The sequence below is a fragment of the Luteimonas rhizosphaericola genome, from assembly GCF_029888045.1.
GTDB lineage: Bacteria > Pseudomonadota > Gammaproteobacteria > Xanthomonadales > Xanthomonadaceae > Luteimonas > Luteimonas rhizosphaericola.
Genome location: NZ_JARXRN010000028.1, coordinates 42,886 through 57,719, shown reverse-complemented (window position 1 = coordinate 57,719; position 14,834 = coordinate 42,886). Strand labels below are relative to the sequence as shown.

General features: G+C 73.6%; 14 protein-coding genes. All 14 read left to right on the top strand.

Translation table 11 applies throughout. From position 1 onward, the window contains the following. Positions 1-5 precede the first annotated feature (5 nt). Positions 6-767, top strand: coding sequence for a flagellar basal body L-ring protein FlgH (locus tag QFW80_RS12820; RefSeq protein ID WP_280602369.1), 762 nt, complete (start codon positions 6-8; stop codon positions 765-767). A gap of 127 nt (positions 768-894) precedes the next feature. Continuing rightward, positions 895-1,956, top strand: a complete 1,062-nt coding sequence (locus tag QFW80_RS12815) for a flagellar basal body P-ring protein FlgI (RefSeq protein ID WP_280603053.1) — start codon at positions 895-897, stop codon at positions 1,954-1,956. A 205-nt stretch (positions 1,957-2,161) separates the two neighbouring features. Next, positions 2,162-3,244, top strand: a complete 1,083-nt coding sequence (gene flgJ / locus QFW80_RS12810; protein ID WP_280602368.1) for a flagellar assembly peptidoglycan hydrolase FlgJ — start codon at positions 2,162-2,164, stop codon at positions 3,242-3,244. A 3-nt stretch (positions 3,245-3,247) separates the two neighbouring features. Continuing rightward, positions 3,248-5,125: a flagellar hook-associated protein FlgK gene (gene flgK / locus QFW80_RS12805; protein ID WP_280602367.1), complete on the top strand. Its 1,878-nt coding sequence runs from the start codon at positions 3,248-3,250 to the stop codon at positions 5,123-5,125. Between the two features lie 9 nt (positions 5,126-5,134). Further along, positions 5,135-6,337, top strand: coding sequence for a flagellar hook-associated protein FlgL (gene flgL / locus QFW80_RS12800; RefSeq protein WP_280602366.1), 1,203 nt, complete (start codon positions 5,135-5,137; stop codon positions 6,335-6,337). Positions 6,338-6,493: 156 nt separating this feature from the next. Beyond that, positions 6,494-7,717, top strand: a complete 1,224-nt coding sequence (locus tag QFW80_RS12795) for a flagellin (protein WP_280602365.1) — start codon at positions 6,494-6,496, stop codon at positions 7,715-7,717. Positions 7,718-8,039: 322 nt separating this feature from the next. Then, complete coding sequence (fliD, locus tag QFW80_RS12790) at positions 8,040-9,380, top strand: flagellar filament capping protein FliD (RefSeq protein ID WP_280602364.1); 1,341 nt, start codon at positions 8,040-8,042, stop codon at positions 9,378-9,380. Position 9,381: 1 nt separating this feature from the next. Beyond that, complete coding sequence (fliS, locus tag QFW80_RS12785; RefSeq protein WP_280602363.1) at positions 9,382-9,774, top strand: flagellar export chaperone FliS; 393 nt, start codon at positions 9,382-9,384, stop codon at positions 9,772-9,774. Then, positions 9,771-10,052, top strand: a complete 282-nt coding sequence (locus QFW80_RS12780) for a hypothetical protein (RefSeq protein WP_280602362.1) — start codon at positions 9,771-9,773, stop codon at positions 10,050-10,052. Before fliS ends, QFW80_RS12780 begins: the two co-directional genes overlap by 4 nt. Beyond that, the gene (locus QFW80_RS12775; RefSeq protein WP_280602361.1) at positions 10,049-10,615 is read left to right on the top strand and encodes a PilZ domain-containing protein; all 567 of its coding nucleotides are present in this window, start codon (positions 10,049-10,051) and stop codon (positions 10,613-10,615) included. Before QFW80_RS12780 ends, QFW80_RS12775 begins: the two co-directional genes overlap by 4 nt. Positions 10,616-10,667: 52 nt before the next feature. Next, on the top strand, positions 10,668-11,333 hold the full coding sequence (locus QFW80_RS12770; RefSeq protein ID WP_280603052.1) for a response regulator: 666 nt from the start codon (positions 10,668-10,670) through the stop codon (positions 11,331-11,333). Between the two features lie 201 nt (positions 11,334-11,534). Beyond that, positions 11,535-12,926 (top strand): RNA polymerase factor sigma-54, encoded by a 1,392-nt coding sequence (gene rpoN, locus QFW80_RS12765; protein WP_280602360.1) that lies wholly within the window; start codon positions 11,535-11,537, stop codon positions 12,924-12,926. Next, the gene (locus QFW80_RS12760; RefSeq protein WP_280602359.1) at positions 12,926-13,330 is read left to right on the top strand and encodes a response regulator; all 405 of its coding nucleotides are present in this window, start codon (positions 12,926-12,928) and stop codon (positions 13,328-13,330) included. The genes rpoN and QFW80_RS12760 overlap by 1 nt, the downstream gene beginning before the upstream one ends. Beyond that, positions 13,327-14,793, top strand: coding sequence for a sigma-54 dependent transcriptional regulator (locus QFW80_RS12755; protein ID WP_280602358.1), 1,467 nt, complete (start codon positions 13,327-13,329; stop codon positions 14,791-14,793). Before QFW80_RS12760 ends, QFW80_RS12755 begins: the two co-directional genes overlap by 4 nt. The last annotated feature ends 41 nt before the right edge of the window (positions 14,794-14,834 follow it).

Below are 14,834 nucleotides of genomic sequence, written 5' to 3'. Positions count from 1 at the left end.
CGCCGATGAAAGCGTTCCTGAGCATTGGCCTCGCGCTGGCCCTCACCGGCTGCGCCACGGTGGTGGGCGATGCGCGCCCGTTCGCCGCGCCCGCCGGCGCGCCGGGCTACGCGCCCGGTTACCCGGCACCCGCCTACGCGGCCGCGGCGCAGCCGGGCTATCCGGCGGCCGCGCCGATGACGGTGGCGGCCAGCGGCGACGGCGGCGGCTCGATCTACGCCAGCGCGACGGCCGCCGGTCCCCAGCGCGGCCTGCGCCTGTTCCAGGACAGCAAGGCGCGCGGCGTCGGCGACCTGCTGACCATCGTGCTGGTGGAGAACACTACCGCCAAGACCAACGCCCGCACCTCGGTCACCAAGGACAGCGGCGTCGGCATGGCCGCGCCCACCCTGTTCGGGCAGTCGGTCACCTACAACGGCCGCCCGCTGCTGCAGGCCGAGATCGAGGGCTCGCGCGACTTCGCCGGCGCCGGCGACAGCGCCCAGAGCAACCAGCTGGCCGGCGACATCACCGTGAGCGTGGTCGAGGACCTGGGCAACGGCAACTTGCGGGTAGCCGGGCAGAAGCAGATGCGCCTGAACCAGGGCGATGAGCTGGTCCAGATTCAAGGGCTGGTACGCGTTGCCGATATCGGTCCCGACAACCGCGTCACGTCCGACCGCGTCGGCGAAGCCCAGATCCTCTACGGAGGCCGCGGCACGCTGGCACGTTCGAACGCGATGGGCTGGCTGGCCCGGTTCTTCAATTCCGCTGCATTCCCGTACTGAGGGCCGCGCCATGTTCCGGTTGGATTCGATGAAAGCGTGGTTGGGGCAGGCGAAGGCCCCGGATGCGGCCTTTGGCCTTATCCGGGCTACGGTCGCGGTGGTTCTGGTCGCGTCGCTGGCGTTCGCGATGCCGGCGCAGGCGGAGCGGATCAAGGACCTGGCCCAGGTGGCCGGCGTGCGCGGCAACCCGCTGGTGGGCTACGGCCTGGTGGTGGGCCTGGACGGCAGCGGCGACCGCACCAGCCAGACCCAGTTCACCGTGCAGAGTCTGAAGACCATGCTCGACCAGCTCGGCGTGACCCTGCCGCCGGGCGTGAACCCGCAGCTGAAGAACGTGGCCGCGGTGGCGATCCAGGCCGAACTGCCCGCGTTCGCGAAGCCCGGCCAGACCATCGACGTCACCGTGTCGTCGATCGGCAACGCCGGTTCGCTGCGCGGCGGCAGCCTGCTGATGGCGCCGCTCAAGGGCGCCGACGGCCAGGTCTACGCGATCGCGCAGGGCACGCTGGTGGTCAGCGGCTTCGGCGCCTCGGGCCGCGACGGCTCGCGCATCTCCACCAACGCGCCCAATGGCGGCAGCATTCCCAACGGCGCGATCGTCGAACGCGCCGCGCCCGGCGGCGCCACGCATGGCGCGGGCCAGGCAGCACCGGTGACGCTCAACCTGCGCCAGTCCGACTTCACCACCGCCGCGCGCATCGTCTCGGCCATCGACAGCGCCTTCGGCCCCGGCCGCGCGCGCGCGCTGGACGGCGTCACCATCGAGGTCACGCCGCCGGCGGGCGACCGCATCGGCTTCCTCGCCCAGCTCGAGGCGCTCGACGTCACCCCGGGCGCAGCCGCGGCCAAGGTGATCGTCAACGCCCGCACCGGCACCGTGGTGATGGGCGGCCAGGTCTCGGTGCTGCCGGCGGCGGTCTCGCACGGCTCGCTCACCGTCTCGGTGACCGAGGGCGTGCAGGTGAGCCAGCCGGGCGCGTTCGGCCGCGGCGGGACCGTGGTCGCGCCGCAGTCGACGCTGGAAGTCACCCAGGACGGCGGCCGCATGTTCCTGTTCGAGGGCGGTTCGTCGCTGGAATCGATCGTGCGCGCGGTGAACGCCGTGGGCGCGGCGCCGGGCGACATCGTCGCGATCCTCGAGGCGCTCAAGCGCGCCGGCGCGCTGCGCGCCGAGCTCGAGGTCATATGACCGCGGGCGGCGCGCGTGCGGGCACGGGCACCGGCCAGTCGCCGGTGCCCGTCGCCGTTCCGGCCGCCGCCCGGCACGCGGCTTGCATCCTGGCCTGCATGCACTGGACCGCCGCCATCGCCGCCGCACGCATCCGTGCCCCGCACGCAGCGGCGGCGCCGGTCGGCGCCGCGCGCCGCGACACGACCCGGACCCCGGCCCGCTGATGCGCCTGCCCTCCGCCACCGCGATCGAACTCTCGCCGTCGCAGGCCACGCCGCGCGCGGACGTGGAGAAGGCGGCGCGCGAGCTGGAGGCCCAGTTCGCGCACATGCTGCTCAAGACCATGCGCAGCGCCACCCCCGACGGTGGCCTGGGCGGCGACACCCGCTACCGCGACATGTACGACCAGCAGCTCGCGCGCGAGCTGACCAAGGGCCGCGGCCTGGGCCTGGCGCCGATGATCATCCGCCAGCTCGAAGGCAGCGCCGGCGACACCGGCGCGTCCGCACCCGCGCCTGCCGCACTGCCGCTGCGCACGCACGGCCAGCCGCCGGGCATGCTGCCGCTCTCGCCCGCCGGCACGTCCGGCATGCTGCCGCTGGCACCCACCCGCAGCGGCGTGTCGATGCCGGGCCTGGACCTGCAGGCGCATGCGCCGCCGCAGCCGGCGCTGGCCGATCCCGGCTTCGACCTGTCCACCGCGGCGGTCGCCGACGACGCGCCGCTCGACGCCAGCTCGCCGGAAGCGTTCGTGCAGTCGATCTGGCCGCAGGCGCAGAAGGCCGCGGCCGAACTCGGCGTGCCGGCGAAGGCGCTCGTCGCGCAGGCGGCGCTGGAAACCGGCTGGGGCCGACGCTTCGCCGGGCGCGAAGGCGCCTCGTCGATGAACCTGTTCGGGATCAAGGCCACCGGCGGCTGGAAGGGCGACCGGATGAACGCCGGCACCCACGAATTCGTGGGCGGCAGGCGCGTGAACGAGCGCGCCGACTTCCGCGCCTACGGCTCGGTGGCCGAGAGCTTCGCCGACTACACCCGCCTGATCGGCAAGGACCGCTACGCCGCCGCGCGCGGCACCGGCAACGACGTGCACCGCTTCGCCAGCGCGCTGCAGAAGGCCGGCTACGCGACCGACCCGTCGTACGCGGCCAAGATCACCGCGATCGCCAACGGGGCCACGCTCAACCGCGCGCTGGCCGCGATGCCGGCACGCAGCGACGCGGCCGTGCAGTACGCCAGCGCCGCGCCCGTCGACGCCGCGGGCGCCGCCACCATCGCCCGGGCCACCGCGCCGGGCACGAGGGGATAAGCCATGACCGGCATGCTCGGCACCGGAACCTCCGCGCTGCTCGCGTTCCAGCGCGCGCTGGGCACGGTCAGCCACAACGTCGCCAACGCCTCGACCCCCGGCTACAGCCGCCAGCGCGTCGACCTCGCGGCGCGCCCGGGCCAGGCCCAGGGCAACAGCTACATCGGCCAGGGCGTGGACGTGGCCGGCCTGCAGCGCCTGGCCGATGGTCTGGTGTTCGCGCGCCAGGTCGACAGCGCCGGCGAGCTCGGCCGCCTCGGCCAGCTCTCGGCGATGGCCGGCCGGATCGACACGCTGGTGTCCAACCCCGCGACCGGGCTGTCCTCGCAGTGGTCTGCGTTCTTCACCGCCGCCGACGCGCTCACCGCCGAACCCGGTTCGGCCACCGCGCGCAGCCAGCTGCTGGCCGCGGGCGAGCAGCTGGCCGGGCGCTGGCGCTCGCTCGACGGACAGCTGTCGTCGCTGGAGCAGGAAACCGGGCAGCGCCTGCAGGCCGTGGTGTCCGACGCCAACCAGCTGGCGACCGAGATCGCCGGCCTCAACCGCGCCATCCTCGACGGCGGCCGCAACGTCGCGCCCGACCTGCTCGACGCCCGCGCGCTGCGCATCGAACGCCTGGCCGGCCTGGTCGGCGCCGAGACCGTGGCCCAGCCCGACGGCACGATGAGCGTGTTCACCGCCGGTGGCCAGCCGCTGGTGCTCGGCGCGCAGGCGATGCAGCTGACCACCGTGCCCGACCCGATGCGGCCCGACCGCCAGCAGCTGGCGCTTGACGGCCCCAGCGGCAAGGTGCGCCTGCCCTCGACCAGCGTGTCGGGCGAACTGGGCGGGCTGTTCGAGTTCCGCGAGCGCGTGCTCGACCCGGCGCGCGCCGAACTCGGCCGCCTGGCGACCGTGTTCGCGACCGGGTTCAACGCCGCCCACCGCGCCGGCGTCGACTTCACCGGCGCGCCGGGCGCGGATTTCTTCGCGCTCTCGCCGCCGCGCGTGGACGCCCATACCGGCAACACCGGCAGCGCCACGGTCACCACGCGCGTGGACGATGCGTCCGCGCTCAAGGCGCAGGACCTGGTGCTGCGCTTCGACGGCGGCTGGACCGCCACCCGCGCCGACACCGGCGAGGCCGTGCCGATGACCGGCAGCGGCACCGCGGCCGATCCGTTCCGCGTGGCCGGGGTCGCGTTCGAGATCTCCGGCACGCCCGCCGCGGGCGACCGCTTCGCACTGCGCCCCACGGCCGACGCCGCCGCCAGCCTGCGCGTCGCGCTCACCGACGGCTCGCAGATCGCCGCGGCCAAGCCGCTGCAGGCCTCGGCCGATGCGAACAACCTCGGCAACGCCCGCGCCACCTCGGCGCAGGTCACCGATGCCGCGGCGTTCGCCGGATTCGCCGGCGCCAGCATCGAATTCATCGACGCCGACCAGTACACCGTCGACGGCGCCGGCCCCTATCCCTACACCGCCGGCAGCCCGATCACCGGCCCCGGCTGGTCGCTCACGCTCGAAGGCGCGCCGGCCGCCGGCGATGCGTTCGCGCTGGCGCGCACGCCGCCGCGGTCGAACGACAACGGCAACGCGCTGGCGCTGGGCGCCTTCGACCAGCGCCCGATCCTCGACGGCGGCAGCACCTCGCTGACCGCGGGCCTGTCGCAGTTCACCGCGCGCGTGGGCACCGAGGCGCGCCACGCCAGCCTCGGGCTGGAGGCGCAGACCGCGATCCACGCCCAGGTCACCGCCGAGCGCGAATCGGTCAGCGGCGTGAACCTGGACGAGGAAGCGGCCGACCTGATGCGCTTCCAGCAGGCCTACCAGGCCGCGGCGCAGGTGATCAGCACCGCCGATTCGATGTTCCAGACCCTGCTGTCGGCCGTGCGCCGCTAAAGGACCGCCATGAGCACCATGCGCATCTCCACCGCCGGGCTCTACGCCCAGGGCCTGCAGGGCATGCTGCAGCAGCAGGCGCGCGTGGCCCGCACCCAGCAGGAACTGGTGAGCCAGAACAAGCTGCAGCGCGCCGCCGACGACCCGGCCGCGATGGCCCGCGCCCAGCGCCTGGATCACGCGCTGACGCAGCTGCAGCAGCAGGACCGCAACGCCACCCTGGTCGAGCACCGCCTGCGTTCGCAGGAATCGGCGCTCTCCGACGTGGGGACCCAGCTCAACCGCGCGCGCGAACTGGCGATCCAGGCCAACAGCGGCGGCATGTCGGCCGAGGACCGCAAATCGGTCGCGGTCGAACTGCGCGCCGTGCGCGCCGAACTGCTGGCGATCGCCAACCGCGACGACGGCAACGGGCGGCGCCTGTTCTCCGGCTCGCGCGATGGCGTGATTCCCTTCGCCGACAACGCCGGCGGCGTGACGTATGCCGGCGACGACGGCCACAACCGGGTCGAAGTGGCGCCCGACCAGTGGGTCGCCGACGGCAACCCGGGCAGCGAGGTGTTCCTGCGCGTGCGCACCGGCGACGGCCTGGTGCGCGGCGGCGCGGCAGCCGGCAACACCGGGACCGGTGTGCTGCAGTCCAGCGCGATCGCCGACCATTCGGCCTGGGGCGGCGCGCCGCTGCGGGTGGAATTCACCGACGCCGACACCTGGCGCGTGCTCGACGGCGCGGGCACCGAACTCGCCACCGGCGCCTACACCGACGGCATGACCCTGCAGGCCGCCGGCGTGCAGCTCACGCTGACCGGCGCGCCCGCGGCCGGCGACGCGTTCACCATCGCACCGGCGCCCGTGCGCGACATCTTCGCCACGCTCGACGGCCTCGCCGCCGCGCTCGAGGCGCCCGTCGCCACCGGCACCGAGCGCGCGCGCCGCGACAACCTCGTCGGCGCCGCGATCGGCGACCTGGCCACCGCGCAGGACCACATGCTGGCGCTGCGCTCGACCACCGGTTCGCGCCTGGCCGCGCTGGACACCGCGCTCGACGCGCGCAGCGCGGGCGACCTCACTCTCACCCAGTCGCTGTCGGAACTGCGCGACGTGGATTTCGCGGAAGCCGCCAGCCGGCTGTCGCTGCAGCTCACCGCGCTGGAAGCGGCGCAGAAGACGATGCTCAGCGTGCAGCGGATGTCGCTGTTCGACCGCATGTAACGGATTTTCGTTTGGGTCGCGCCCGGCCCTAAAGCTTGACAGCCGGGCGCCGTTACCCATCACAGCAGCGGCGAGGACCAATCCCGGTCAGCACCCTGCGAACACCGGCTAAGCCTTCTCGTCGCCGCCGGACCCAACCTTCCAGGAGATACCCAGATGTCTGTCATCAACACCAACGTGATGTCGCTCAATGCGCAGCGCAACCTGACGGCGTCCGGCGCCGACCTCGCCACCAGCCTGCAGCGCCTGTCCTCGGGCCTGCGCATCAACAGCGCGAAGGACGACGCCGCCGGCCTCGCCATCTCGCAGCGCTTCACCACCCAGATCCGCGGCATGGACCAGGCCGCCCGCAACGCCAACGACGGCATCTCGCTGTCGCAGACGGCGGAAGGCGCGATGGCCGAGATCGGCAACAACCTGCAGCGCATCCGCGAGCTGGCCGTGCAGTCGCGCAACGCCACCAACTCCGCTTCCGACCGCGCCGCGCTGAACGCCGAAGCCCAGCAGCTCAAGTCCGAGATCGACCGCGTCGCCGGCACCACCAACTTCAACGACGTCAAGCTGCTCGACGGCTCGTTCCAGAACCAGAGCTTCCAGGTCGGCGCCAACCAGGGCGAGACGATCGACATCTCCGGCATCGTCGACGCGCGTTCGAGCGCGCTGGGCAGCTGGACGTCGGCCACCACCGCTGCCGTCGCCACCACCAGCGGCGTGTCGGGCGCGTTCACCTCCGCGCTGTCGACGGCCGACGGCCAGACGTTCACCCTGAGCGTCGGCGGCGTCGACATCGTCGACGAGACCTCCGCCGGTGGCCTGGTGACCACGGTCGACGCCGCTGCGATCGACGCCGGCCTCGCCGACTCGACCAATGCCGCCGCGCTCACCGCCGCGGGCATCACCTTCACCGGCACCGCCGCCGCCGGCACCCTGGCCTTCACCAAGGCCGACGGTACCGACCTGGCGATCACGATGACCGGCAATTTCGGCACCGCGGGCTCGTTCGCCGAGGCCGGCTTCGTGGCCAGCCACACCAACGGCACCGAGGCCGTGGTGGGCTCCGCCCAGACCGGTTTCGCTTCCCTGAACATCTCCACCGCCGAAGGCGCCGACAACGCAATGCTGGCGATGGACGCCGCGCTGAACGCGATCAACACCGCGCGCGCCGACATGGGTGCGGTGCAGAACCGCTTCACCTCGGTCGTGGCCAACCTGTCGACCTCGTCGGAGAACCTGTCGGCCGCCCGCAGCCGGATCCAGGACGCCGACTTCGCCAAGGAATCGGCGGCGCTCTCGCGCAACCAGATCCTGCAGCAGGCCGGTACCGCGATGCTGGCCCAGGCCAACCAGTCCACGCAGGGCGTGCTGAGCCTGCTGCGCTGATGGCAGGCGCGGGCGCGGCGAAGGCCGCGCCCGCGCATCCACGGTTCCCGGTGGGCGTGGCACGCATCCGCGCATCGCGCCCATCGTCCAGTCTCTGCAGCAACACGTTGTGTCGTTTCCCGCGGGCGCTGCGCAAGCCGCGCCCCGCGCACGCCGGACCCGGCTCGCGCAGCGCCTGCGGAATTTCCGTTCCACCGCGCCATCGGCGCCCGTTCCGCCGCGACACCCGCAACCCATCCGTCGAGGAGCCCGCCATGCATCGCCAGCGCCCTGAACGCCCGGCCCATGCCGCCGCCCCGACGCCGCGCGGGGATGCGCCGCGATGAGCACCGTCATCGGCAACGTCGGCAAGCTCGACGTGCAGGGCATGGTCGCGCAGCTGGTCGCCGCCGACCGCCGCCAGGCCGATGCCCGCATCGACCGCGGCGAACGCCAGGTCAATGCCCAGGTCTCGGCGATCGGCGCGCTGCGCAGCGCGTTCTCCACCCTGGGCACCGCGGTCAACGCCCTGACGTCGCCGGCCAACCTGCAGGCGCGCAAGGCGATCCTGCCGCCGGAAGCCAACTTCAGCGCGACCACGCAGGCCGGCGCGCCGGCGGGCCGCTACCAGATCGAAGTGCTGGCGCTGGCCAGCGCGCAGAAACTCACCTCCGGTGCGTTCGCGACCGACGCCGCCGTCGGCACCGGCACCCTGACCATCGGCGCCGGCGAGACCTCGATCGAGGTCGAGATCAGCGCGCCCGACAACACCCTGGCCGACATCCGCGACGCGATCAACGCCAAGGCCGGCGGCAAGACCGTCACCGCCAGCATCGTCACCGGCGATGACGGCCCGCACCTGGTGCTCAACGCGGTCGACACCGGCAGCGCCGGCGCGCTCACCGTCACCGCCAGCGGCGGCGACGGCGGCCTGGCGGCGCTGGCCTACGATCCCGACGGCGTCTCGGGCCTGAGCGAGCTGCTGCCCGCAGCAGACGCGCGCGTGCGCATCGACGGCATCGAACGCACCAGCTCGTCGAACACCATTTCCGACGCGATCGACAACGTGAGCCTCACGCTCACCAAGGCCGAGCCCGGCACCGTGCGCGAACTGCGCATCGAAGGCGACGCCGGCCTGCAGCGCAACGCGCTGAAGAGCTTCGTCAGCGCCTACAACGCCGCGCTCGGCACCATCGCCCAGACCACCGCCTACAACACCAGCACCCGGGTCGCGGCCGCGCTCAATGGCGACGCCATGGTGCGCAACGCCACCCGCGAACTGCGCGACGTGGTCGGCGACAACGTCACCGACCTCAAGGCGCTGGGCGTCACCATCAACAAGGACGGCACGCTCAAGCTCGACGAGGCCGCGTTCGACAAGGGCCTGCTCGCCAGCCCCGAGGCCGCGGCGCGCGTGTTCGCCGGCGGCGAAGGCATGGTCGGGCGGCTCGATGCGGTGGTCGACCGCCTGGTCGAGGCCGACGGCCTGCTCGAGAGCCGCAGCGACAGCCTGTCGGAGCGCAGCAAGGCCCTGTCCAGCCAGCGCAGCGCGCTCGACTTCCGCATGACCCAGGCCGAGGCCCGCTACCGCACCCAGTTCACCGCCCTGGACGTGCTGCTGACCTCGCTCCAGAGCAGCAGCGATTTCCTCACCCAGCAGCTCGCGCGCCCTTCCACGGACTGACATGAACGCCCGCAACCTCGCCAACCAGTACCGGCAGACCGGCGTGTCCAGCGCCGCGCTGGACGCCAGCCCGCACCGGCTGATCGCCCTGATGCTCGCCGGCGCGCGTGAACGCGCGCGACTGGCGGCGGCCTGCCTGCAGCGCGGCGACCTCACCCGCAAGTCGCAGGCGATCAGCGACGCCAGCGCGATCATCGGCGGGCTCAACGGCGCGCTCAACCTGGAGGCCGGCGGCGAGATCGCCGACGGGCTGCAGGCGCTGTACGACTATGCCCAGCGGCGGCTGCTCGCGGCCAACGTCGAGAACGACGCCGCGCCGCTGCTCGAGGTCGACGACCTGCTTGGCGATATCGAATCGGCCTGGCTGGCGATCGCGCCGGCGGTGGGGCCGTGATCCCGGTGCTGCCGGTGGACGAAGTGCGCGCGGCGATCGCCGCCGACGCCTTCGACCGCGCCACCGCCCTACTGCAGGCGCACGACCAGGCCGTGGTCGCGGCCGTGTCCGCGGTCGATTTCAGCACCCAGCCGCAGGCGCCGTGGCGCGCGCTGCTCCAGGCGCAGCAGGCGTTGGCGGCCGAGATCCAGTCCGCGCGCGACGCGGTCGGCCGCGCGCTCGACAAGCTCGGCCACGACCAGCGCGGGGCACGCGCGTGGCTGCGGGAACTGGCGTGACCACGCCCGCCGCCGCCGCGGAGCTGCTGTTCGGCGACAGCCTGAGCTGCGAGGAACTGCGGCCGGCGGCGTTCGTGCCGCGCCCGCGCCGCACCGACCCCGTGCTGGCCGCGAGCGCCGAGGCGCTGCTGCGCGCGCTGGCGGTGGTCGAGGACGGCCCACGCAACGAAGAGCCCGAAAGCGGCGGCGACCACGCGCTGCCGCGGATCGAGGCCAAGCTCGACCTGTTGACCACCCTGGTCGCCAGCCTCGTCCGGCACGAGGACGCCGACCCGGTGCGCTTCCTGCAGTGGTCGGCGCGCGGCGCCTGCCTGCTGCTGTCCGAACCGCCGCCCGACGCGCCCGAAGGCGGCCTGCTGCGGGTCCGTCCCGCCGACTGGCTGCCGTCCACGCTGCAGCTGCCGGCGACCGAGCTCGCGCGCGAACAGACCGCCGAAGGGCTGCGCGTGTGGCTGCGGTTCGACCCGCTGCCGCCGGCGCTGGAAGCCGCGCTGGAGCGGCACCTGTTCCGGATCCATCGGCGCGCGGTGGCGGAAAGCCGGCGTCCGCGGCCCGAGACCTGAGCAACCTGTCACACTTCGCGGGGGTGCGCGACGCGTGCCCGCGACGCGCGCTATGGTGGGCGCGCAAGCGGAGGGGGTAGCGTTGCTGCGAGTACTGATCTGCGATGACCACACGCTGGTGCGTGCCGGCCTGCGCCGGTTGCTGGAGTCGTTCGCGGACATCGAGGTCGTGGCCGAGGCCAGCAACGCCGACGAGGCGGTGCTGCGCACGCGCGAGTCCCTGCCGCACATCGTGCTGCTGGACCTGTCGATGCCGGGGCGCAGCGGGTTCGACGCCCTGGCCGAACTGCGCGCGACCTGCCCCGAGAGCGCGGTGGTGATCATGTCGATGCACGACGACGCCCTGCACGTGCGCGAGGCGCTGGCGCGCGGTGCGATGGGCTTCGTGGTCAAGGAGGCCGCCCCGGCCGAGCTCGAGATCGCCCTGCGCGCGGCCGCCGCCGGCCGCACCTACCTCAGCCCGCACGTCCAGGCACCGCAATTGCAGGCGTTGCGCAACGGCGCCCGCGGCGAGGGCAACGTCGACGCGCTGCCGCGGCGGCAGCGCGAGATCCTCGACGCGATCGGCGCCGGCCGCACCACCAAGCAGATCGCCGGCGACCTCGGAATCAGCGTCAAGACCGTGGAAACCCACCGCGCGCGGATCATGGAGGCGCTGGGCTGCCGGAATGCCGGCGAACTGCTCCGGATCGCCATGCGGCTGCACGATCGCCCCTGAGCGCGGGTGACGCGGCGCGTCGGTTCGCGTCACCTTCTGCTCCCCCCGCGTCGGAAACATGACGCGATGTCGGGGACTCCCCGACATCGGACCGGGAACGCCCCGATCCGGACCCGGGTGCGCCCCGATTCGGAAACCGTCACGACACGCTCACGATGCCTCCACTCGCCGGCGACCTGCCGGCGCACGGGAGTCAGGGGCATGAAAGGAAGTCTTCGCGTCGGCATGGTCCAGGGCGTCAACCTGACGCCGCAGCTGCTGCAGTCGATCCGGCTGCTGCAGCTGACCGCGCCGCAGCTCGAACAGGAGCTGCGCCAGGCGCTGGAGCGCAACCCGCTGCTGGAGCAGGAAGAGCCCGGCGACGAACCCGAGGACGAGTCCACCGCCGAGACCGCGGCGCTCGAAGCGGCGGCCTGGGACGAACTGCCCGAGCCGGCCTTCCTGTCCGGCGGCAGCGTCGGCGCGGCCGACGACGACGCTTCCGCGCGCATCGCCGAGGGCGAGTCGAGCGATCCGCGCCTGCGCCTGCTGCGCCTGCTGGACCTGCACTGGGCGCCCGCCGACCTCGAGGTCGCGGCCTGGTGGCTGGACCACTGCGACGACCGCGGCTACCTCGAGCAGCCGCTCGACGCCCTGCTGGCCGCCGCGCGCGCCGCGTTCCCGGCCCGCGCCGGCGACGTCGGCGTGCTGCGCCTGCGCCTGCTGCACGGCGACTGGCCGGGCATGGCCGCCGCCGACGCCCGCGAATGCCTGTCGGCGCAGCTTCGCGCGCTGCCCGAGGATGCCGCCCGCGCGCTGGCGCTGCGGATCCTGGCCGACCACGTCGACCTGCTGGCCGCCCACGACGAGGCCGCGATCGCCGCCGCCACCGGCGCCGGAGCCGCCCTCGTGCGCGCGGCGCTGGCGATGATCCTGGCCCTGCGCCCGCACCCGGTGCAGGCCCCGGTGTCCGACGTGCACGAGCATATCGTCCCCGACGTGCTCGCCTGGCACGCCGGCGGCGCCTGGCGGGTGGCGCTCAACCGCCGCGCCGCGCCGCGCGTGCGCCTGGCACCGCACTGCGAGCGCGCGCTGGCCGGCAGCGAGCACACCGTGCTGCGCGGCCTGCTGGACGAGGCACGCTGGCTGGTGCGCGGCGTGTCGATGCGCAACGAGACCCTGCTGCGCACCGCGCAGGTGCTGGTCGAACGCCAAGGCGCCTTTCTTGACCAGGGCCCGGAGGCGATCCTGCCGCTGACCCTGCGCGAGGTCGCCGACAGCATCGGCGTGCACGAATCCACCGTCTCGCGGATCGTGAGCGGCAAGTACATCCAGACCCCGCGCGGCACCTTCGAACTCAAGCGCCTGTTCGCGGTGCGCCTGGAAGGCGCCGACGTCAGCGGCAGCGCGGTCAAGGCGATGGTCAAGCGCCTGATCGACGACGAACCCGCCAACGCCCCGCTGGCCGACGACGTGATCGCCGGCATCCTCGCCCGCCAGGGCATCCGCATCGCCCGCCGCACCGTGGCCAAGTACCGCGACCAGCTGGCGATCGGCCCCGCCCGCGCACGCCAGCGCCTGGCCCCGCGCCAGGTCCGGCAGGAGACCGCCTGATGCGCCAGATTTCCGTGCTGCTGGTCGACGACCATGCCGGCTTCATCTCCGCGGCGATGCGCCACTTCCGCCGCCTGTCCTGGCTGACCGTGGCCGGCACCGCCGGCAACGGGGTGGAGGCGATCGCCCAGTGCGAGGTGCTGCGCCCGGACGTGGTGCTGATGGACCTGGCCATGCCCGAGATGGGCGGGCTGCAGGCCACGCGCCTGATCAAGGCCCAGGACGACCCGCCCTACATCGTCATCGCCAGCCACTTCGACGACGGCGAGCACCGCGAGCACGCGCTGCGCGCCGGTGCCGACGCGTTCGTCAGCAAGCTGGCCTACATCCACGAAGTGCTGCCGCTGCTCGAGGCCCTGGCCAGCGACGGCAACACCGGCACCGCTACGGAGGCGTCGGCATGAGCGAGTCCCGTATCCTCGTCCTCGACCAGGACGGCGCCCGCGCCGAGCGCGTGGCCACCCTGCTGGAGTTCATGGACTTCACCCCGCGCCTGGTCGACGACGCGGCCGACATCGACCTGTCGCGCGCGCGCGCCAGCGACTGGGTCGCGATCGTGGTCGGCGACGTCGGCGACGGCGCCTCGTGGCAGGCGTTCGCGACCTGGCTCGCGGCGCAGGCGCTGCACCCGCCGGTGCTGGAGCTGCCCGGCCACGCCGCCGATGCCGCCTGGCGCGCCGCCATCCACCCGCAGTCGGTGTGGCCGCTGGCGTTCCCGATCCGCCGCACCCAGCTGCAGGAAGCCCTGCGCCGCGCCAGCCTCAAGCGCCTGGACGACGACGCCCGCCGCGAGGTGCCGACCTTCGGCCCCACCGGCCGCAGCGCCGCCGCGCTGCAGCTCAACCGCATGATCGACCAGGTCGCCCCGCACGACACCACGGTGCTGATCCTGGGCGAGTCGGGTACCGGCAAGGAAGTCGCCTCGCGCGCGCTGCACGCCCGTTCGGCGCGCCGCGACAAGCCGTTCGTGGCGATCAACTGCGGCGCGATCCCGCCCGACCTGCTCGAGAGCGAGCTGTTCGGCCACGAGAAGGGCTCGTTCACCGGCGCGCTGACCCAGCGCAAGGGCCGCTTCGAGATGGCCGAGGGCGGCACCCTGCTGCTCGACGAGATCGGCGACATGTCGCTGCCGATGCAGGTCAAGCTGCTGCGCGTGCTGCAGGAGCGCTGCTTCGAGCGCGTCGGCGGCACCACCACCATCAAGTGCGACGTGCGCGTGATCGCGGCCACCCACCGCAACCTCGAGGAACGCATCGCCAACGGCGAGTTCCGCGAGGACCTGTTCTACCGGCTCAACGTGTTCCCGATCGAGATGCCGGCGCTGCGCGAGCGCGGCGAGGACCTGCCCGACCTGGTGGCGGCGATCACCCGCCAGCTGTCCGAGTCCGGCCGCGGCCAGGTGTCGCTGGCCTCCGACGCGATCGCGGTGCTGCGCCACTACGCCTGGCCGGGCAACGTGCGCGAGCTGAGCAACCTGCTCGAGCGCCTGGCCGTGCTGCACCCGGGCGGCACCGTGCGCGCGGCCGACCTGCCGGCGCGCTACCGCGCCGCGGCCGCGGCCGCGGGCGAGGCGTTCGACCCGCCGGCCGCGCCGGCCCCGGTGGTCGCCCCGCCGGTGGTGGAACCGCCGCACGCGGCCACCGCGCCGGACCCGGCGCAGCTCTCCCCCACCACCACGCTGCCGCCGCAGGGCATCGACCTGCGCGGGCACATGGCCGAGATCGAGCTGGAGCTGCTGCGCGCGGCGCTGGACCAGGCCGGCGGCGTGGTCGCGCATGCCGCGCCGCTGCTGGGCCTGCGCCGCACCACCCTGGTGGAGAAGCTGCGCAAGTACGGCATCGACCGCGACGTGGCGTCGGCGGCCTGAGCCACGCCGTCGCGGCGGCTTTCCGACGCGGCCGTGGCACG

Excerpts from the sequence above, each read along its gene's own strand:
- QFW80_RS12820 (WP_280602369.1), top strand. The coding sequence starts at position 6 with ATGAAAGCGTTCCTGAGCATTGGCCTCGCGCTGGCCCTCACCGGCTGC.
- QFW80_RS12770 (WP_280603052.1), top strand. The coding sequence starts at position 10,668 with ATGGTGGGCGCGCAAGCGGAGGGGGTAGCGTTGCTGCGAGTACTGATC.
- flgK (WP_280602367.1), top strand. The coding sequence starts at position 3,248 with ATGACCGGCATGCTCGGCACCGGAACCTCCGCGCTGCTCGCGTTCCAG.
- QFW80_RS12760 (WP_280602359.1), top strand. The coding sequence starts at position 12,926 with ATGCGCCAGATTTCCGTGCTGCTGGTCGACGACCATGCCGGCTTCATC.
- flgL (WP_280602366.1), top strand. The coding sequence starts at position 5,135 with ATGAGCACCATGCGCATCTCCACCGCCGGGCTCTACGCCCAGGGCCTG.
- fliD (WP_280602364.1), top strand. The coding sequence starts at position 8,040 with ATGAGCACCGTCATCGGCAACGTCGGCAAGCTCGACGTGCAGGGCATG.
- QFW80_RS12755 (WP_280602358.1), top strand. The coding sequence starts at position 13,327 with ATGAGCGAGTCCCGTATCCTCGTCCTCGACCAGGACGGCGCCCGCGCC.
- QFW80_RS12815 (WP_280603053.1), top strand. The coding sequence starts at position 895 with ATGCCGGCGCAGGCGGAGCGGATCAAGGACCTGGCCCAGGTGGCCGGC.
- fliS (WP_280602363.1), top strand. The coding sequence starts at position 9,382 with ATGAACGCCCGCAACCTCGCCAACCAGTACCGGCAGACCGGCGTGTCC.
- flgJ (WP_280602368.1), top strand. The coding sequence starts at position 2,162 with ATGCGCCTGCCCTCCGCCACCGCGATCGAACTCTCGCCGTCGCAGGCC.
- rpoN (WP_280602360.1), top strand. The coding sequence starts at position 11,535 with ATGAAAGGAAGTCTTCGCGTCGGCATGGTCCAGGGCGTCAACCTGACG.
- QFW80_RS12795 (WP_280602365.1), top strand. The coding sequence starts at position 6,494 with ATGTCTGTCATCAACACCAACGTGATGTCGCTCAATGCGCAGCGCAAC.